The sequence below is a fragment of the Brachybacterium sp. FME24 genome (assembly GCF_014897705.1).
Classification (GTDB): Bacteria; Actinomycetota; Actinomycetes; order Actinomycetales; family Dermabacteraceae; genus Brachybacterium.
The window spans coordinates 117,700-137,488 of sequence record NZ_JABUXV010000007.1 but is presented as its reverse complement, the minus strand read 5'-3'; the positions used below and the strand labels follow the sequence as shown (position 1 = coordinate 137,488).

14 protein-coding genes are annotated in these 19,789 nt (G+C 69.8%); 8 read left to right on the top strand and 6 right to left on the bottom strand.

The features are described from left to right. Nucleotides 1-5: 5 nt before the first annotated feature. Nucleotides 6-1,124, bottom strand: a complete 1,119-nt coding sequence (locus INT51_RS09770) for a MauE/DoxX family redox-associated membrane protein (protein WP_193105110.1) — start codon at nucleotides 1,122-1,124, stop codon at nucleotides 6-8. Between the two features lie 119 nt (nucleotides 1,125-1,243). Here INT51_RS09770 and INT51_RS09765 point away from each other — a divergent pair, with 119 nt between their 5' ends. Then, nucleotides 1,244-2,695 (top strand): aldehyde dehydrogenase family protein, encoded by a 1,452-nt coding sequence (locus INT51_RS09765; protein ID WP_193105109.1) that lies wholly within the window; start codon nucleotides 1,244-1,246, stop codon nucleotides 2,693-2,695. 69 nt (nucleotides 2,696-2,764) lie between these two features. Here the strand turns inward: INT51_RS09765 and INT51_RS09760 are convergent, their stop codons facing one another. Beyond that, nucleotides 2,765-4,396, bottom strand: a complete 1,632-nt coding sequence (locus tag INT51_RS09760) for a hypothetical protein (RefSeq protein ID WP_193105108.1) — start codon at nucleotides 4,394-4,396, stop codon at nucleotides 2,765-2,767. 134 nt (nucleotides 4,397-4,530) lie between these two features. Here INT51_RS09760 and INT51_RS09755 point away from each other — a divergent pair, with 134 nt between their 5' ends. Together INT51_RS09755 and INT51_RS09750 are read left to right on the top strand one after the other, a co-directional pair. Then, nucleotides 4,531-5,961, top strand: a complete 1,431-nt coding sequence (locus tag INT51_RS09755) for an MFS transporter (protein WP_193105107.1) — start codon at nucleotides 4,531-4,533, stop codon at nucleotides 5,959-5,961. A 24-nt stretch (nucleotides 5,962-5,985) separates the two neighbouring features. Beyond that, nucleotides 5,986-7,245, top strand: coding sequence for a hypothetical protein (locus INT51_RS09750; RefSeq protein ID WP_193105106.1), 1,260 nt, complete (start codon nucleotides 5,986-5,988; stop codon nucleotides 7,243-7,245). Nucleotides 7,246-7,295: 50 nt separating this feature from the next. On the opposite strand, the gene INT51_RS09745 is transcribed toward INT51_RS09750, so the two are convergent. Continuing rightward, the gene (locus tag INT51_RS09745; RefSeq protein ID WP_304502140.1) at nucleotides 7,296-8,870 is read right to left on the bottom strand and encodes an MDR family MFS transporter; all 1,575 of its coding nucleotides are present in this window, start codon (nucleotides 8,868-8,870) and stop codon (nucleotides 7,296-7,298) included. A gap of 284 nt (nucleotides 8,871-9,154) precedes the next feature. Between INT51_RS09745 and INT51_RS09740 the strand changes: the two genes are divergently transcribed. Continuing rightward, on the top strand, nucleotides 9,155-9,898 hold the full coding sequence (locus INT51_RS09740) for a GolD/DthD family dehydrogenase (protein ID WP_193105105.1): 744 nt from the start codon (nucleotides 9,155-9,157) through the stop codon (nucleotides 9,896-9,898). Between the two features lie 306 nt (nucleotides 9,899-10,204). Beyond that, nucleotides 10,205-11,269, top strand: a complete 1,065-nt coding sequence (locus INT51_RS09735) for a transglycosylase family protein (RefSeq protein WP_193105104.1) — start codon at nucleotides 10,205-10,207, stop codon at nucleotides 11,267-11,269. A 111-nt stretch (nucleotides 11,270-11,380) separates the two neighbouring features. Here the strand turns inward: INT51_RS09735 and INT51_RS09730 are convergent, their stop codons facing one another. After that, on the bottom strand, nucleotides 11,381-11,965 hold the full coding sequence (locus tag INT51_RS09730; RefSeq protein WP_193105103.1) for a TetR/AcrR family transcriptional regulator: 585 nt from the start codon (nucleotides 11,963-11,965) through the stop codon (nucleotides 11,381-11,383). Nucleotides 11,966-12,090: 125 nt separating this feature from the next. On the opposite strand from INT51_RS09730, the gene INT51_RS09725 reads away from it, so the two are divergent. From INT51_RS09725 to INT51_RS09715, 3 genes are all read left to right on the top strand, one after another. After that, nucleotides 12,091-13,614 (top strand): MFS transporter, encoded by a 1,524-nt coding sequence (locus INT51_RS09725; RefSeq protein WP_304502139.1) that lies wholly within the window; start codon nucleotides 12,091-12,093, stop codon nucleotides 13,612-13,614. 264 nt (nucleotides 13,615-13,878) lie between these two features. Continuing rightward, complete coding sequence (locus INT51_RS09720) at nucleotides 13,879-15,942, top strand: nucleoside-diphosphate sugar epimerase/dehydratase (RefSeq protein WP_193105102.1); 2,064 nt, start codon at nucleotides 13,879-13,881, stop codon at nucleotides 15,940-15,942. A 4-nt stretch (nucleotides 15,943-15,946) separates the two neighbouring features. Continuing rightward, nucleotides 15,947-17,092 carry a DegT/DnrJ/EryC1/StrS aminotransferase family protein gene (locus INT51_RS09715; RefSeq protein ID WP_193105101.1) on the top strand — a complete coding sequence of 382 codons (1,146 nt, stop codon included), beginning with the start codon at nucleotides 15,947-15,949 and terminating at the stop codon, nucleotides 17,090-17,092. Nucleotides 17,093-17,261: 169 nt separating this feature from the next. Here the strand turns inward: INT51_RS09715 and INT51_RS09710 are convergent, their stop codons facing one another. Both INT51_RS09710 and INT51_RS09705 read right to left on the bottom strand, forming a co-directional pair. After that, entirely contained in the window at nucleotides 17,262-18,296 is a 1,035-nt protein-coding gene (locus INT51_RS09710) for a GNAT family N-acetyltransferase (RefSeq protein ID WP_193105100.1), read from the bottom strand. Nucleotides 18,297-18,396: 100 nt separating this feature from the next. After that, nucleotides 18,397-19,734: a hypothetical protein gene (locus INT51_RS09705; protein ID WP_193105099.1), complete on the bottom strand. Its 1,338-nt coding sequence runs from the start codon at nucleotides 19,732-19,734 to the stop codon at nucleotides 18,397-18,399. Nucleotides 19,735-19,789: the final 55 nt, after the last annotated feature.

Genomic DNA, 19,789 nt, shown 5'->3' with positions numbered 1-19,789 from the left:
AGTCGTCAGCCGTCGGTCACGGGAAGCTCGCCGTCGCTCTGCGCACCGCGCAGCTGTTCCCGGATCTCCTCGACGAACTCGATGACCGTGCTGCCGCCGGTCACCGGCCCTCCGGCGAGGAGGCCGTCGGCCCCGATCAGGACGGCACTGGGAGCACCTCGGCCGCCGAGGGATTCGCGAGCACTGAACTGAAGATCGTGCAGCGCGTGCTCGCCCACGCGCTCCCGGGTGCGCTCCCGCAACTGATCCAGAGGCCGGGAGAACACCGGCTTCACCTGCATGTACGGGGAGAGATCCTCGATCCACCGCGGGGTCTGGTCCAGCACCCGCTCGCAGGGTCCGCAGCCCTCGCTGGCGAACAGCAGCAGGGCCGCCTGCTGGGCGGTGAGCTGGCGCAGCGTGATCAGGGAGCCGTCGGGGCGCTGCAGCACACCTGCCGGAGTCCTGTCGCGCTCGTAATCGAGCAGTTCCTCATCGTCCGTGTCCTCGACCTCCTCGACCTCCTCGACCTCCTCGACCTCCTCGGAGTCCGGGAGCTCGGCGTGCGCCGGACCGCTCGCCGCGCCGGGCCGAGCGGTCCAGGACTCGGCAGGCTCGTCGGTCCCGGGCGTCGTGCCGCCGATCGCGAGCACGGTCAGTGCCACCGCCATGAGCAGGGCGACGCCGAGACCCACCAGGGCGAGGGGCTCCTGCACGAGCGCCCGGGTCATCATGCCGGATGCCGCGGCGGCCACGGCCAGCAGCCCGAGCGCCGAGAGCACGACATTGCGGCCCAGGGTGGTGCGCGAGACCGTCGGCGAGGCGAGAGTCCCGAAGCAGGAGCACTCCACGACCTCGTCCCAGGTCAGAGCGCGCCCGATGATCAGCAGATACGTGACCATGAGCAGTGCGACCAGCACGGCCACCATGACTTGCAGCGGCACGAACGGCACCCAGAGCACCAGCGCCAGCACGATCTCCAGCACCGGCAGCACCGAGGCGACCGACCGATGGAAGGGCCGCAGCGGCAGCCGCAGCGACGTCATCGCGTCCTCGGTGCCCTGCCGTGCGCCGAGCTTCGCCAGTCCGGAGACCAGGAGCGTCAGGGTCAGCAGGATCGGCGCCGCGATCAGCAGACTCGCCATCGATGTCCTCCCTCGCCGGCCCGCGTGCCGGGCCATCGTCACCACCCATTGTCCGGGATCGGGAGCCCGCGTGGAGTCACGCTCAGGCGGGGGTCGGTGACTCGCCCTACGCTGGCCCCATGTCGACCGATGCGAACGCCTCGACCACCCCTGCCGCCGAGCCCGCCGACGCTCCGGATGCCGCTCTGCGCACCCGCATCACCGCCGAGGTCTCCGCCCTGCGCGACTCCTTCGACGCCGGGACCACTCGCGACATCGGCGCGCGCCTGGCGCAGCTCGAGGCCCTGCGGCGCGGCCTGCGCCTCGAGGACCGGCGCCTGCGGGCGGCCCTGGCGCAGGATCTCGGCAAGAACCGCACCGAGGCCGCGCTCACCGAGATCGGCGTGGTCACCCAGGAGATCACGCATGTCACCACGCATCTGAAGAGCTGGCTGCGTCCCGAGAGGTTCTCGATGGGCGCGATGCTGGCCCCGGCCTCGGGGGAACTGCGCCGCGAACCGCTCGGCACGACGCTGATCATCTCGCCCTGGAACTACCCGGTGAACCTCACCCTCGTGCCGCTGATCGCGGCGATCGCGGGTGGGAACACCGTGATCCTCAAGCCGAGCGAGGTGGCCCCGGCGACCTCGACAGCACTCGCGCACCTCGTGCGGACCCACCTCGACCCCGCCTGGGTGCGGGTGGTCGAGGGCGCGGTGGAGGAGACCACGATCCTGCTGGAGCAGCGCTTCGACCTGATCTTCTACACCGGGAACGCCGCCGTCGGCCGGATCGTCGCGCGCGCCGCCGCCGAGCATCTCACCCCGACCGTGCTCGAACTCGGCGGGAAGTCACCGGTGTTCGTGGACGATGGTGTGGACCTTGCCGTCGCTGCGCGCCGCATCGTCTGGGGGAAGTTCACCAACGCCGGGCAGACCTGCATCGCGCCCGACTATCTGATGGCCACCCCGCGCACTGTCCGACGACTCGTTCCGCACCTGCGCAAGGCGGTGCGCGCGCTGTACGGGAGCGCGCCCGAGCGCAGCCGGGACTACGGGCGGATGGTCAACCCGAAGCACTTCGAGCGGGTCCTCGGCCTCATCGACGACGATCTGGTGATCGCCGGCGGCACGCAGCACGCCGACCGCGCCACCCGATACCTCCCGCCCACGATCATGACCGGCGTGGACTGGGACGATCCGGTGATGGGGGAGGAGATCTTCGGGCCCGTCCTGCCGATACTCACCGTCGACGGGCCCGACGAGGCGATCGCCCGTATCCGCGAGCGCGAGAAGCCGCTGACCGCGTACCTGTTCACCGGCCGCACGCAGATTCAGGAGCGCTTCGCGACCGAGACCTCCTCCGGCTCCCTCGCCGTGGGCATGACCCTCGCGCACATCGGTACTCCGGCCCTCCCGTTCGGCGGGGTGGGGGAGTCCGGGATGGGCGCCTATCACGGCCGCGCCGGCCTGGAGGCCTTCACCCACGCCAAGCCCATCGCCCGCAAGCCGCTGACGCCCGACACCCTGCGCCTGGTCTACCCGCCGTACAAGGGGGCGAAGAAGGCGATCCTGCGGCGGCTGTTCGGATGATCCGGGGCCGCGGCCGGCTCACGCCCGTCCTCGGCTGATCGGCTGCTCCGGCGCGGCCGGTCGCCATGCTCAGAAGGGCGAGATATCTTTGGCCGTCGCCACGACGTCATCGGCGTCGAAGGCTCCGCCGGACACGTCCTCCACGATTCGATTCGGGTTGATGCCGATCGCTGCTCCGCTGAGCGGGCCGGTATCGACGCCCGGAATCCCCCCACCCAGCGAGAACGAGACCTCGTCCGTGCTGACCACGGCGTTCCCGCTGAGTCCCACGCTCTTCCCGACGCCGTCGCTGGTGGTCGTGGACATCTGGAACCATCCCTGCGGGCTGATGTGCTCCTCGGTGTAGTTGTACCCGGCAGACGCGCCGCCACCCACGTCGAACCCTGCGGTGATACCGCTGGCCTCCCCCTCGCCGTTGCGCACCACGTTGACGTGATGGGAGGCGTGCCCCCCGGCCTTCGCGCTGCCCTCGACGGTGTAGATCGAGGAGCTGCCGTCCTCATTGACCTCGGAATAGCTGGCACTCCCGCTGGCCTCGCCCCCGGCGCGCCAGCCCACCCCGTACCCATCGCGGCCGACCGTCAGCCCGCCCTCGGCGTAGACCTCGGCGGTGCCGGAGGCCGTGACCCCGGTGCCGTCGCTGGTGCCGGCGGCACCACCGGCCTCGACACCGGCACGGCCGCCTGCGGTCACCGTGAAGTTCGAGTGCTCGTCCGAGGTGGCGGAGGCACCGCCATTGACGACCCACTTCCCCTCGGCATACCCACCGCCATCGGGGCCCCCGGCGCCGACGCCGAGCTGACCACCCTCATCCACCTGCGTCCCGACCGGGCGAGGATCATTCGTCGCATCGCCCGCGCTGCCATGGCCCTCATCGCCGTAGACGTACTGGTCGTCCGAGTCCCCGGGGAACGGGCCGCTGGGCGGCCACGGCATGTCGTCGGGCCAGTTCGCCGGCTTCGTCGGCGACGTCGGCGGGACCTCCTGCTCCTTCCCTCCCCATCCGTCCCCGAGGGGGCCGTCCTCCCCGCCACCACCCGGGGGCGCAGGGTGCTCGCCGCCGCCGGGAAGGTCGGGCAGCGGGGAGTCCTTCCTCCCCAGGACCCAGTCCCAGACGTCCTTCCCGGTATCCGGTTCCCCCGGAGCGATCCCCGAGATCTCCGAAGAGATGTCGGCGCCGCGGAACTCTCCGCCCCGGTCGAGTCCAGGGACGCCGGGGAAGCCCGTCGGACGCGATTCCCGTCCCATCCTGCCGATGAACTCGGCCGATGCCCCGGAGACCAGGCTCATCGAAGGGGCCGCGCCGTGGAGCTCCGAGTTCCCCAGCCTGGTGCCGGGCCCTGGCCCGGACGCAGCGTCGGCAGAGTCCCGGGCCGGCGCCGAGGCCAGGTCCTGCTCCTCGGCGTGCGTGATGGCCTCGGTTCGGGTCTCGAGCAGCATCGTCGCGGCGCGAACCAGACCGGGCCCGGTGCGGGCGCGCCAGTCCGCCCGCAGGGCCTCCGCATCAGGGCCGTCCCAGGCCACCGAGAGCACCAGGGCATCGAGCCGGTGCACGAGATCCAGGACCGATCGGGAGCCGAGGTCGCACCGGTGTGCGAACGCCGAGAGCTCAGCCGTATCCGCCCCATAGAACATCTGCAGGCTCCTGTCGTGCGGTCTCGCCATATCTCCGAGCGCTCCGAGGCGGTGCGCGAGAGCCATGCAACCAGAGATCGCGAGGTGGCGTCGGCGCAGCCCCCTCCTTTGTGGATAACCGGTTCCGTCCGGCGTCCTCGCCGTGCCTCTCCGCTCACCCCACTCTCCCTCAACCTGCAGTCAGTGCATATCCTGCTGGGGTGATCCCCGACCCCAGCGCGCCGACTCCTGCGGTGCGTCGTAAGCCCCTGCTCGCTGTCCTCCTCGCCCCCTTGTTCATGGCCCTGATCGCCGTGAGCGTCATCAACGTGGCGCTGACCGCGATCGGCGAGAGCCTCGACGCCACGACGGGCGGGCTGCAGTGGGTGATCTCCGGATACGCGCTGGCCTTCGGGATGCTCCTGGTCCCCGCCGGACGCGCCGGCGATGCCACCGGGCGGCGCCGCATGCTCGTCATCGGGGTCGGCGTGTTCACGGTCGGCTCCCTGCTCAGCGGTCTCGCCCCCTCGGTCGAGATGCTCAACGTCGCCCGCATCCTGCAGGGTCTCGGCTCGGGCCTGCTGAATCCGCAGACGGTCGCCCTGATCCAGCAGCACTTCCGCGGTCAGGATCGCGCCCGCGCCTTCGCGCTGCTGGCCACCACGGTCGCCGTCGCCACCGCCGTCGGCCCCGTCATCGGCGGCGCACTCATCCAGATCCTCGGCCCCGACCAGGGCTGGCGCTGGATGTTCCTGATGAACGTCCCGATCGGCATCGCCGCCATCATCGGCGCCTTCAAGTTCATCCCGGACGACCGTGCCCGCGGCAGGGCCAGACCGGACCTCGATCCCCTCGGCACGATCCTGCTGTGCCTGGCGATCCTCGGCATCATGCTGCCTTTCCTCGAGCGGGGCATGAGCGCGCTGGTGTGGCTGTCCTTCCCCGCCGGGCTGCTGATGCTGGGCCTGTGGTGGGCGTGGGAGCAGCGGTACAAGCGCTCCGGGCGCCCGCCGATGGTGGATACCGCGATCTTCGCCAACCGGGCGTTCCGCAACGGCATCCTCATCGTCTCGGTGTACTTCCTCGGAGCCACCAGTGTGTGGATCATCGTGCCGCTGTATCTGCAGATGCACCTCGGGCACACCGCCTTCGAGGCCTCCCTGATGGGCCTGCCCTCCTCGATCGCGGCCGCGATCTCCTCGCAGATCGCGGGTCGCTACGTGCTCACCCTGGGCCGGCGCATGGTGATCGTGGGCTTCGGTGTCGCCTTCGTGGGCCTGCTCGGCACCGGGATCCTCACGCAGTTCGTGGAGAACGGGACCGTGCCGTTCTGGTTCCTCGCCGCGCCACTGATGTTCATGGGCCTCAGCCAGGGCATGACGATCTCGCCCAACCAGACTCTCACCCTGAACTCCGTGGACCCCCGCTTCGGTGGCGTCGCCGGCGGTATCCTGCAGCTGGGCCAGCGCACCGGCGCCGCCATCGGCACCGCGATGATCCCCGGCATCATCTTCTCCCTCACCGAAGGTGGTCATGCCTGGCTCGAGGCATTCACGATCGCGATCGCGATCATCATGGCGCTCACCCTCGCCGCGATGGCCGTGAGCTTCGCCGACCGCGCCCGCGAGAAAGCGAACCCGGGAGCGCTGTAGAGCGCAGACCCGGCGAGGAGAGACATGGGGACGTCACGACGCGACCGCAGGCAGGGTCAGGCGATCCCGCTGGGCTGGGGCGAGGATTCCGACCCGTCGGCCGCGCCGGCCCCGTCCCGACCGGCGCCGCCCGCGCCGCGAGGCGGACTCCGGCCACGGGCGCGCCGGATGCTCGGCGTCGGCGCCGCCCTCCTGCTGGTCGTGGCCTTGGCCGTGGGACTGCCTCGCCTCCTCTCGACCACCTCGACGCCGGAGCGGGTGGCCCAGGACTTCCTCCAGGCGCTGGTGGCCGGCGACGCGGATCAGCTCCGTGAGCACGTGGTGGCGGCGCCGGACGCCAGTGGCGCAGCGCTGACCACGCAGATCCTGCAGTCCGCGACGGACCGCATCCAGTCGTTCGAGATCGACGAGGTGGAGGTGGGCGCGGGGACCGCCACGGTCACGGCGACCCTCGACAACGGGGAGGAGGCGCTCGAGACCACCCTGACGCTCACCCCGGAGTCGGGCAGTGCCTTCACACCCGTGACCTGGGTGCTGGAACCCGTGGAGGTGCCCGAGTTCCTGGTGTCCCTCCCGCTGGGGGCCGAGGACATCGTCATCAATGGCATCCCGATTCCGGTCGAGGACCTGCTGGTCCAGCCGGATAGCATCTCACCGCAGATCGCGATGCAGCTCCTGCCCGGCACCTACGAGATCACCGTCCCGGAAAGCGGGCCGTGGCAGAGACCGAAGCAGGTCACGCTCGAAGCCCCACCGGTGCTCGGAACGTGGAGGAAGCCGGCGGGAAACCTCTGGTACGACCTCAGCGAGGCCGGTCATGAGGAGGTGCGGGATCAGGTCGCCGACGTCCTCGAGCGCTGCACGGCCAGCACTTCGCCGGTCCCCGAGGGGTGCCCGTTCGCGCTCCCCGACGTCTCGGCGGACGAGGCCGACGAGCCCTCCCGTCAGGGGACGTGGGTACTGCTGGAGGAGCCCGTGGTGGACGCCCGCAGCGGTGATGCCTTCATGTGGTACGTGATGAGCACCAGCAGTGGGATCGCCGAGTTCACCCCGCATGAGGGGCAGGGCCAGGACGGCGAGCCCTCCGGGGAGGCGGGAAGGGAGAAGCAGCGCATCCCCGTCGACGTCGACGCGATCGCGTACGTCGACCCCGGCGGTGAGCTGGCCGTGGAGACGGACCTCGAGTCCGGCTTCTCGTACGCCTTCTGCATGGATGCGGAGACCGGAGAGATCACCGGGCTGATGCTCACGACCGACGTCGAGACCTGGAACAACTGCAGCTGAGGCCGAGAGGGCCGACCCGCGAACTGGGCGCCCAAGGTGCCCCGAGACCCTCAGGCGGCGACGCTGGTCTCCGCGGAGTCGTCGCGCGCCGTCACCGGCGCATCTCCGGCGTTCGCCGGGTTGCGGCGGATGAACAGCGCGATGAGCACGGTGGCCACGCCGAGCACGGCGGAGATCGTGAACGCCACCGAGGTGCCGCTGGAGATGCCTTCGAGCTCGGTGCCGCCGTCGGCGACGGTCCCGGCCGAGACGCGCGCCATGATCGAGACCATGAGCGCGGCGCCGGCGGCCCCGGCCACCTGCTGCACGGTTCCCACGATCGCCGAGCCGTGCGGGTACAGCGGTTTGGGCAGCGACCCCATGGCGGTGGTCATCAGGGGCGTGAACACGAAGGCCAGCCCGAGCGACATGACCACGTGGCCCACCACGATCAGCCACGCCTGATCCGGTACCCGGGACATGATCCCGATCCCGATCACCACGGCGGTCAGGCCCGGGACCAGCAGTGGGCGCGGGCCCACACGGTCGAACAGGCGGCCGACGAACGGGGCCAGCAGCCCCATCGTGAGCCCGCCGGGAAGCATCATCAGCCCCACCTGAAGGGTGGACAGCTCCAGCACGCGCTGCAGGAAGATCGGCAGCAGCACGACCACACCGAACATGGCGCCCATCATGACCATCATCAGCGCCACGGCGACCGAGAAGTTGCGGGTGGCGAAGGTGCGCAGATCCAGCAGGGCGCGCTCGACCTTCTGCAGCCCCAGCTGGCGGCGCACGAACAGGACGAGCGAGATCACGCCGATGACCAGGCAGACGATCGCGGCGGTCGGAGCCCCGCCGGAGGCGGCGTCGGCCGCACCGGATTCGCCGCCGGAGATTCCGGTCAGGCCGTACACCAGGGTGCCGAAGCCGACGCCGGACAGCAGCACCGACAGGACGTCGGCGGGCTGCGAGGATCCCTCGTTGACGTTCTCGATGCGGCGCAGTCCGAAGGCCAGGGCGATGATCGCGATCGGCAGCACCAGCAGGAACAGGGCGCGCCAGGGGGCGAAGGACAGGACCAGGCCGGAGACCGTCGGGCCGAGCGCGGGCGCGACCGAGATGACGATCGAGATGTTGCCCATCACCATGCCGTGCTTGGACGGCGGCACCAGGTTCATCACCGTGGTCATCAGCAGCGGCATCATGATCGCCGTGCCGGAGGCCTGCACGATGCGGCCCAGCAGCAGCGGCAGGAACGACGGCGAGATCGCACAGATCAGGGTGCCGATCACGAAGGTCGTCATGGCGAGGCCGAACACCTGGCGGGTGGAGAAGCGTCCCATCAGGTAGCCGGTGATCGGGATGACCACGGCCATCGTGAGCATGAAGCCCGTGGTCAGCCACTGCGCGGTGGTCTCGGCCAGGTTCAGGTCGTCCATGATCGGGGGCAGCGCCACCGACAGGATCGTCTCGTTCAGGATGACGACGAACGCGCTGATCAGCAGCAGCACGATGACGCTGCGATCGCGCGGGGAGATGACGCCCGGCGCAGGGGTCGCGGCGGGGGCGGCGGTGCGCGCGCCGGCGAGGGTCTCGGAGGTGGGCGTGCTCGTGTGCTCGGAGGCGGCAGAGTTGTTGTGCACGGGAGAAGAGTAGGCACGCCGTGGTGCGTGGGGCCAGGCTTTAACGCGAGTCCCCTGTCCCCGTTCACCCACGGCGCAGAGGAGTCGGGATTCGTCCCGTCCCGTGATCGCGTGGGGGCAAGGCAGCGCCCCCTTCTGCGTCACCCGCAGTGTCCTCGTCGGTGCAGGGAGTCCACCGGCCGCGTCGCGGCGGTGAGGGGTGAGAATGGATCATCACGGCAGAACGCGGAAGGGCACGGCAACCACATCGCGGCCCCCGCGATCACGAGACAGGAGACGCCTGCATGAGCAACGACTTCACCGATCAGATCGCCGTCATCACCGGCGCGGCCACCGGGATCGGCAACGCCATCGCCACCTACCTCGCCGAGCGCGGAGCCCGTATCGCCGGAGTCGACATCGCCCCCTCGCTGCAGGAGGCGCTCGCCGCCCTGCCCGGGGAGGGCCACCTGGCCGTCACCGCGAACATCGCCGACGCCACCGTCGCGCACGAGGCGATCTCCCGCGTCGTCGCCGAGCTCGGCGCCCCGCAGATCCTCGTCAACTCCGCCGGCATCGGCCGTTTCGGGCCCGGGGAGGAGCTCTCCGAGAAGGACTGGCAGTCCACTCTCGCGGTGAACCTCTCCGGCAGCTTCTTCATGTCCCAGGCGGGAGGTCGCGCGATGCTCGAGGCCGGATACGGTCGCATCGTCACCATCGCCTCCCAGGCCGCCGAGATCGGGCTGGTCGAGCATGCCGCCTACTCCGCCAGCAAGGCCGGGGTGCTCGGCTTCACCCGGGTGCTGGCGGTGGAGTGGGCGAGCCGCGGGGTCACGGTCAACGCCGTCTCCCCGACCATCGTCGACACCGCGCTGGCCCGCGAGATCTGGGTGGGGGAGAAGGGCGAGACGGCGCGCAGCGCGATCCCGGCCGGCCGTTTCGCCACGCCCGACGAGGTCGCCTCCCTCGTCGCCTTCCTGGCGAGCGCGGACTCGGCGATGATCACCGGCGAGAACATGCGGGTCGATGGCGGGCGCTCCGTCATCTGAGCAGGGCGGCCGTCGACGGTGCCGGGGCAGATCGCCCGAGACCTGGGTTCTTGTACTCAGTAATTCCCTCCGTGTCATTCGATATCGAGCAATTTCGGTAAAAGATTGACAAAATTCGGGGACGGAATTGGTCTGCAAGCCTATTGCCAGGGGTATTGACGGGGCACGGTGGGAACAGCCCGGAACGGGCGCGCGGGTCATCGGCCTGCAGCAAGGGGATGTCGACTCGGCGCACCGGTGCCGGATCGGGGCATTCCCGACCTCGTCGCCTCGTTCTCTCCCTGTCCTTTCCCCAGGAGCCCGCAGATGTCCGCACCCGCTCGCACCCCCTCTCACCGCGCCGACGGCTCTGCCGTCTACTTCCGCGGAGTCCGCATCGCGCCCAAGGTGGCCGCCGCGACCGGAGGCGCCGTCGTCGCGGCCGGTCTGAGTGCTGCCGGACCCGGCGTCGCCACCGCCGACGACTCCGTGTGGGACAAGGTCGCCCAGTGCGAGTCCGGCGGCAACTGGTCCATCAACACCGGCAACGGGTACTACGGCGGTCTGCAGTTCTCGAGCTCCACCTGGAAGGCTTTCGGGGGCGGCCAGTACGCGTCGACCGCGAACAAGGCCTCCAAGTCCGAGCAGATCGCGATCGCCCAGCGCACCCTGCAGCAGCAGGGTCCCGGCGCCTGGCCCACCTGCGGCCAGCGCGCGGGTCTGACCAAGTCCAATGGTGGCGCCGACTCCGACGCGCAGCCCGGTGGTGGCAGCTCGGGCGGGGGTGGGTCCAATTCCGGAGAGACCTCCGGCGCCCTCGCGGTCGACGGCAAGTTCGGGCCGGCGACCACCCGGGCCCTGGAGGCCTGGATCGGCGTGGGTCAGGACGGTTCGCTGTCCACCAGTGACATCAAGGCTCTCCAGTCCTCCGTGGGCGCCTCGGCCGACGGCAAGATCGGCTCCGAGACCACCGCCAAGCTGCGCGCGGCGATCGGCCTGGGCGGCAACGGCGCCTGGGACTTCCGCTCCAGCTACTCCACCACCAAGGCGCTGCAGTCGTTCCTCAACAGCGGTGCCCCCGCACCCAGCGCGCCCGCTCCCAGCACCGGCGGCTCCTCGCACGCCGGCTCCCTGGTGGTCGATGGCAAGTTCGGCCCCGCCACCACGAAGGCGCTGGAGGCCTGGGTCGGCGTGACCCCGAACGGCTCGCTGTCCACCAGCGACATCAAGGCCCTCCAGACCAAGGTCGGCGCGACGGCCGACGGCAAGATCGGGTCCGAGACCACCGGCAAGCTGCGCGCCGCCCTCGGGCACGGCAGCAACGGTGTCTGGGACTTCCGCACCTCCTACGGCACGGTGAAGGCGCTGCAGGAGCACCTCAACAGCAACTGACCCGTCGCGGCCCGGTCGCCGCATCGCCGCACCCCGACGCGTCGGCCCCTTCCGGGGGTCGGCGCGTCGCGCCGTGGGGCCGCATCCGGCAGCAGGTTCGCGATGGTGCGGTCAGGGCCCCGGGGAGTCCACGGCAGGGGCGTCGACGACAGGAGCATCGACGGCAGGGGCGGCGACGCTCGCGATGAGCCGGTCCACCACCCCGACCAGAGCTTCGGCATCCTCGACGCTCGTGGTGAAGCCGCCGGTCAGCGCGGCATCGAAGTACAGGCCGTCGCCGATCAGCAGGATGGCGTGGGCGGTCGCCTCGTCGCCGACCTCCTCGAGGATCAGGAGGAGCCATCGATCGCGCGCGCGGGCGATCGCCTCCCGCGCTGGGGGATGGGACTCCTGTGCCAGCTGCGCGACCGCGACCAGCGTGCGATCCACGGGGGAGTCGCTCCACACGGAGTTGCGCACGTAGTACCGCGACGGCCCGTCCGGGGCGTCGCGCATCTGGTCGCGGTCCGCGGCGACGAGCTCGTCCAGTCGGTCGATGAGGCCTGCGGCCAGCGCTTCCTTGGAGCGGAAGTGGTAGAGCAGTCCGCCCTTGGAGACGCCCGCCCGGGCGGCGACCGCGTCGAGCGTGGCGGCGCGCTCGCCCTCGTCCAGGAGCAGGGCCTGGTAGGCGTCGAGCAGTGAGTCGCGTGCGGACATGAGAGCGACCTTACGTGATGGGTGGTCCGTAGCCTCTTGAACTGTACCGTCTGGACGGTCTAGTTTAGGGCGAGTCCCGCACGCGTCGAGTCCTGAGCGCGTCGCATCCCGATCCAGGAGTTCCCGTGCAGAGCGTCATCAGCCCCGCCCCTACCCGCGCCCTCCGTGGCTCCGCCGCGCGCTGGTGGGCGCTCGTGGTGCTGATGCTCCCGGTGCTGCTGATCGCGGTCGACAACACGGTGCTCGCCTTCGCCCTGCCCGCGATCTCCGAGGCGCTCACCCCCTCCGGTCAGCAGCTGCTGTGGATCGTCGACGCGTACCCGCTGATCCTGGCCGGCCTGCTGGTCCCCATGGGCAGCCTCGGCGACCGCGTCGGGCGACGGCGTCTGCTCCTGATCGGCGCCCTCGGGTTCACCGTGATCTCCGCCGCCGCGGCGTTCTCCCCGACTGCGGAGCTCCTGATCGCCGGGCGCGTGCTGATGGGCTTCTTCGGGGCGATGCTCATGCCCGCCACGCTCTCGCTGATACGGAACATCTTCACCGACCCCACGCAGCGGCGCACCGCGATCGCGATCTGGGCGGCAGGCTTCTCCGGCGGCGCGGCCCTCGGCCCGATCGTCGGCGGTTTCCTCCTGGAGCACTTCGCCTGGGGCTCCGTCTTCCTGCTCGCCGTACCGGTGATGCTGCCGCTGCTGCTCCTGGGCCCCCTGCTGGTCCCGGAGTCGAAGGATCCCACTCCGGGCCCGGTCGACCCGATCAGCATCGCCCTGGCGCTGCTGACCATGACGCCGCTGGTCTACGCGATCAAGGCCGTCGCCGGCAGCGGCCTGAGCGCGATCGCCGTGCTCAGCGCCGCGGTCGCACTGGCCTCCGGGTTCGCCTTCGTGCGCCGCCAGCTGACCCGTGCGCAGCCGATGCTCGACGTGACCCTGTTCGCTCGGCCCGTGTTCACCGGCGCCGTCAGCGCCAACCTGCTCAGCGTCTTCTCCCTGGTCGGCTTCCTCTACTTCATCTCGCAGCACCTGCAGCTGGTCAGCGGGCGCTCCCCGATGGAGGCAGGGCTGGTGCTGCTGCCCGGGCTGCTGGTGACCGTCGCCGCGGGACTGCTGGTGGTGCGCCTGGTTCGCCGCATCTCCCCGGCAACCGCTGTCACCGGCGGATTGCTGCTGAATGCCTCCGGCTACCTCCTGGTGGCGATCACGGGCTCCTGGGGCAGCGACCTGACGCTGCTGATCGCCTTCGCCCTGCTGGGTGCGGGCGTCGGTGCGGCCGAGACCATCAGCAACGACCTGATCCTCTCCGCGGTGCCGGCCGAGAAGGCCGGCGCCGCCTCGGCGATCTCCGAGACCGCGTACGAGACCGGTGCGGTGCTCGGCACCGCCGTGCTGGGGTCCCTACTGAATGCCGCCTATCGACGTCACGTCGACCTGCCTGCGCAGCTCACCGCGTCCCAGCGGGAGTCGGCCTCCGAGACCCTCGGCGGCGCCACGGGTGTCGCGGAGGAGCTCCCGGAGGCGTCGGCGCGTTCGCTGCTGGAATCCGCCCATCACGCCTTCGATTCCGGGGTGGTCCTCACCAGCTCCATCGGTGCGGGGCTGATGGTGCTGGCGGCGGTCATCGCGCACCGCACCCTGCGCACTCGGGGCTGACCCGCGCACTCAGGCACCGACGTCCAGGCAGTGGACGTCGGTGTCTGAGTGCGTCCGGTGGCGTCGAACGCGCCTCCGACGCGCTCAACCTGCGCCTTTGCGGTCCCGGGTCAGTCCTGAGAAGTTTCCGATCGGTCACCTGAGATGTTTCTCAAAACGGACATAAAGGGTGTAGGGTCTCGAAACGAACAAGGCAGGCAAAGCGGACATGCTGGACATCGGGATGGCCGTGACATCTCCGCACTGAGCTGTGGAAGGGGAATCATGTCCATCTTCTCTCTGCGTGACGATTCACGACCTGTGGGCGGTGCGGGGAAGGCGCCCTGGAGGCGAGCCGCCGCTGCGCGGGCGCGGACAGTGCGCTCGGCGGCCGCCCGGAAGGAGCTCGCGACCCTGCCCGACGCGGCGAGCGCCGTGCCGGAGGGGACCGCGCCCGTGGCCGCCGCACGACAGGCGTCCGCAGTCCCGTCCCCCCAGGTCGCGGCCTGGACCCGGGAGCTGCCGCCCGCGACCCTTTCCCTCGCCGTGGTCGATGCGGTCGTCTGGTTCGTGGGTCTCTGGATCGCCGCCGGGCTCCGGTTGGAGACCCCCGCCCTGTCGGCCGGGGTCACGCTCGACGGGAGGGCGACGCCGTTCTTCGGACTGCTGCTGTGCGCCGGGATAGCGGTCCTCGCCTACACGGCCCTCGCGCGGACTCTGCGACTGCATCAGGGACGCCACCTGATCGGCAGCTTCGACGAGATCATGCCCCTCGGTGTCGTGGTGGCGGCCGCCGCCTGCATCGTCACGGTCCTGAACGCGCTCTCCCCCGACAGGATCATCCCGATGACCGCGCCCCTCATCGCGGCCCCCATCGTGCTGGTGCTCGCCGGAACGGTCCGCTGCGCTGTGCGCCTCGCCATCCTCCGCGAGACCCGGCACCTGCAGGCCGACGCCACGAGCAGAGCCCTCATCGTCGGTGCCGGCGAGGTCGGCCGGGCGCTCGCCGATTCCATGCGCCGCGACCCCTCCTCCGTGTGGGAACCGGTCGCCTTCCTCGATGACGACCCGCGCAAGCGGCACCTGCGCCATGCCGGGGCCCCCGTCCTGGGGACCACGGCGCAGCTGGCCGAGGCGGTGCAGCGGTCCAGCGCCGACGTGCTCGTGATCGCCACCCCTTTCATCAGCGCCGACACCATCGGTGCGCTCACCGCCGAAGCCGCCGAGATCGGGCTGACGATGAAGATCGTGCCGCCGCTGGGCGAGATGATCGGCGGGGTGCGCCATACCGACCTGCGTGAGATCCAGCCACAGGACCTGTTGGGGCGGCGTCCGGTCGCGACAGACCTGACCACGATCTCGGGCATGCTGGCAGGGAAGACCGTGCTCGTGACCGGGGCCGGCGGGTCCATCGGATCCGAGCTCTGTCGCCAGATCGCCACCTTCGGACCGAGCGAGCTGGTGATGCTCGACCGCGACGAGTCCGCCCTGCATGCGCTCCTGCTGACCATGGACGGCACGGCCGATCTCGGGAACGACAACATGGTGCTCGCGGACATCCGCGACGCCGAGCGGATGGACCGGATCTTCGAGACGCACCGCCCCGACGTGGTCTTCCACGCCGCAGCGCTCAAGCACGTCAACATGCTCGAGAAGGCACCGGACGAGGCGTTCAAGACCAACGTCCTCGGCACCCGGAACGTGCTCGATGCCGCCGAGCGCTACGGTGTCGAACGGTTCGTGAACATCTCCACCGACAAGGCCGCCGATCCGCACAACGTGCTCGGCCTGAGCAAGCGGGTCGCAGAGGGCCTGACTGCGCAGAAGTCCCTCACCGCCGAGGGTGGCTCCTGGGTCAGCGTGCGATTCGGCAATGTGCTCGCGACGCGAGGATCGGTGGTGCACACCTTCATCGCCCAGATCGAACGGGGCGGCCCCGTCACGGTGACCGACCCGGACGTCACGCGGTACTTCATGACGGTCTCGGAGGCAGTGCAGCTGGTGCTGCAGGCCGCTGTGGTCGGGAGCAGCGGTCAGGCCCTCGTGCTCGACATGGGCGAACCGGTCCCGATCGCGCACCTGGCCCGCCAGTTGATCGAGGCCTCGGGGCGTGACGTCGAGATCGTGTACTCGGGGCTGCGCCCGGGCGAGAAGCTGCATGAGGTGCTCTTCGCCGACGGCGAGAACCATCAGCCCACATCCCATCCTCTGATCTCCGGGGTCCCGGTGGCGCCCGTGGACATGCAGGACGTCCCGAACCAGGGCGACCTGCACCATGCCTCCCAGTTCATGGCCACGATGTGGAGCGTCTGCGGGTCCATGAGCGCCCCGGTCGCGGTGGGGTTCTGAGACCATGACCTCGATCCTCCTCTCCGGCCCGGACATGTCCGATGCCGAACGCGCCGCGGTCATCACCGCCTTCGACTCCGGCTGGATCGCCCCGTTGGGGCCGGCCGTGGACGCCTTCGAGCAGAAGATGGCCGAGCGGCTCGGGCGCCGCCACGCGGTCGCGCTCAGCTCCGGCACCGCAGCCCTCCACCTGGGCCTGCTCGCCTGGGGCGTCGGCCCCGGCGACGTGGTCCCCACCGCGACGATGACCTTTGCTGCGACCGCCAATGCCATCACCTACACCGGGGCGACCCCATACTTCGTCGACGCCGATCCCGAAACCGGCCAGATGGATCCGGACCTGCTCGAGGAGGTGATGTCCGAACTGCGCCGGCAGAGGCGGCCCGTCCCCGCGATCGTCCCCGTGGACCTGCTCGGCCGCTGCGCGGACTACACGCGGATCGGCGACATCGCCCGCCGGTACGACTCGCGGGTGCTCGCGGACTCCGCCGAGTCGCTCGGCGCCGAGCACGCCGGCATCCCGGCCGGCAAGCACGGTGACGCCGCCATCCTGTCCTTCAACGGGAACAAGGTGATGACCACCTCCGGCGGCGGCATGTACCTCACGGACGATGTCGCCGCCGCGGCACGGGTCCGGTTCCTGGCCACCCAGGCCCGGGAGCCGGTCGCCCACTACGAGCATCGGGAGATCGGGTACAACTATCGGCTCTCGAACCTCCTGGCCGGAGTCGGCCTCGCACAGCTCGACCGGCTCGACGGCATGCTCGAACGACGCCGCGACCGTCGCGAGGCCTACGCCCGCCTCGTCGCCGACGTGCCGGGAGTCGAGGTCTTCCAGCGTGAGGACGACGAGCGCGACAACTGCTGGCTCACCGCGGTCCTCGTCGATCCCGAGGTGGCGGGCTTCGGCGCCGCCGATCTCGAGGCAGCGCTCAGGGGCGCCGGGATCGAGAGCCGACCATTGTGGAAGCCGATGCATCTGCAGCCGGTCTTCGAGTCTGCTCCCGCAGGCATCACCGGTGCCGCCGAACGTCTTTTCGTCACCGGGCTCGCTCTCCCCAGCGGGTCGGGCCTGACCGGCGAGGAATGTGCGCGGGTGGACTCCGCGCTGGAGGACTTCTTCGGTTCCCGTGCCGAACGCGCGGCCTAGGGAGGCACGTCGTCGACCGCAGCCGACGTCGTCCGCGGTGACGGCCCGGATCGCCGACCGGGACTGATCCTGGAGGCGGCACCTCCCCAGGGGCGGAGGATGGCATGGCGTCGGCATCGCCGCCGTCAGCACGCCGCGGAAGGAGTGGGAACCCGGCGGGTTCGATCGCTCACGCAGCTGGTGCGAGGGGCGCGCGGTACCCGGGAAAGAAGGAATCCCCGCCCTCCGCGAGGGGGCCGTTCGATGATTCCCAGGCAGAGCAGAGCCGCTCGTACTCGGTCGGATTGACGATGATGCGGCCTGTCGATGCCGGCCGCTGCGTCCGGGTGAAGCCCGCTTTGAAATGCAGCAGTGATTCCTGCAGGCCGCCGCCGAGGAAGTAGTCAGTGTTGCCCCGCTCATGGGCCCACTGCAGAACGGCGTCGAAGATGGCCACCTGCGGGACCTTCTGATAAAAGTCGGGATGCGTCGCTCCCAAGAGGTATTGGACCGTCCCGTTGCATTCGGTCACCGCGTGAGCGCCGGCCAGCTCGCCGTCCATCCTCAGGACCCATAGGGAACTGAGTCCTCCCACATCATCGCGCAGGCTCTCGAAGTATTCTCGAGTGAAGCGGTAGGCCGGACGAGCCTCCAGGCGGTCCATCGTCTTCGTATAGATCCAGTGGAACTCGTCGAGATGCTCCCAGCCGGAGTCCAGCTCCGCAACGTGGCCGGCTCGCTCCGCCTTCCTCATATTGCGACGATGGTTCTGCCGCATGCCCCCTTTGATCTCGTCCAGGGGGCGGTCCAACGGGATCACGAACGTCGGGCCGTGCTCCACGATCGTTCCGACGGCAGCGAACTCGTCGAGCCCGAACAGGGGGTGGGCGCGCAGGAACAGGGAGATCACGCCCGCCTCTCGCAGATGACGGAGCGCAGCGGAAACTGCCTCGTGACGCCACTGCCGGGTAGAGCCGATCGTGAAGAGCGGCCCGGCATGACGGAACGGGGACGACGCATCGCTCAGTCCGTCAGGCAGTGAAGAGAAGACGAGGGGCATCAGGAGTGCAGAATCGCCTTCTTCGACAACGAGGAGCTGGGTGGTCGTTCCTCGGAATTCGTCCTCCGCTCGGAGGTACTCGGGGATGTGAAAGATGTCGTGGCGGGCGCCGGAAAGGTAGGATTTCCAGTCCGGGTCCGTGGTCTCCAATGTGTGCACCTGCATGGTTGCCCCAGTCCGTCGTCTCGTTCCCGTGGATGTCACTCCGACTGCCCTGTCGGTCATGTCCTGCTCGGTGTGGAACCCCTCGCCCGTCGGTCTCAGCTCAGGCATCTGTGGCCGTGCCGATCTCGCTCCGCCCGGGTCGGAGCAGGGCCTCGGGGTCGGGGATCTCGTTGACGAATGTCTGACGCTTCCCGGCCCCCGAATGCAGGGTGGCGTCGGTATAGACGAACGAGCAGCTGGTGATGTCGCCGATCTCGTCGTCGAGGACCCGTCGCAGCTCGGCCTCGAGCTGCGGGGACCTCGCGGCGCTGAGGATCCAGGTGAAGCGTCCAATCGCGTGCTGACGCAGTTGGAACTGGGTGATCGATCGGATCCGTTCGACCGGCTCGAGAATCCTGAAATGCGTGGCGCGACGTGGCGCTTCGGCTGTCCCCGCGATCGGGAAGTCCCGCACCCGTCCGGCGAGCTCTGCCAGCGTGTTGGGCACGAGCTGCCCGGAGGCGTCGCGGGTGAAGCGCCCGAGGTCCCCGGTGTCGTACCGGATGAAGGGCATGGCACGGTTGTGGAGATCGGTCACGACGATCCGGCCGAGTTCCCCGGCAGGTGCCGGCTCATCGGAGTCGAGGTCGAGGATCTCGACGTGGAAGGCGCTGGTGTTCAGCTTGTAGGTCGTGGACCCGGCCGGCGTGATTCCGAGAAGCCCGTTCTCCGTGTTCGAGTACCGCATCCGAAGTTCGACGCCGAACTGCCTCCGAGCCAACTCGGCCAGATGTGCGGTCGGCGGTTCGCCGCCGCCCAGTACGACGGAGACTGTCCCGGAGTCGAAGGTGAGGCCGAGGTCGTCGAAGCGTTCGAAGAGGACCTCCATGTAGGAGCAGAGTCCGATGATGACGGAGCCCCGACGCCGCCTGAGCCAGCGTGCGATATCACGGACGGTCCGGTCGTCCTGTTCGGCGGCGTACAGGTACTGCCCGCGGAGAGCGTAGGAGGACCGTTGGCGAGAAGTGACCTGGTACCACGTCCGGCAGTGCAGGAAGGAGCCGAAGGGGTCCGCGCCCAGGAAGCGGTACATGCCGACCAGCTCTGCGCGATGGTGGGCGATGCGCTGGTCATCGAAGTAGCTCCGGAACATGATTCCGGAGGTGCCGGAGGACAGTCGCGACGTGAGCTTCTCGGGTCGGCTGCCGACGGCGAAGAAGTCCTGTGGGTCGGCGACCATCATCGGCTTGGACGCCACGGGCAGCTGGTCGAAAGGAGCTCCGACGCGGCGCCGGTAGAACGGGACGGTCGCGGTGGCGTGGCGCACGATGCTATCGACAGCCTCCTCCGAGGCGCGCGCGTCGTCCCTCTCGAGCGTTCGTCGGACCTCGTCGGCGACGGGTGGAGATGCCCCGTTCGGCATCAGGCGGGCAACGGCGCTTCGAGCTGGAGAAAGCACGGGATCACACCTGTCTCGTCGTGGGTCGGTGTACTGGTATGTACTATATGTCCAT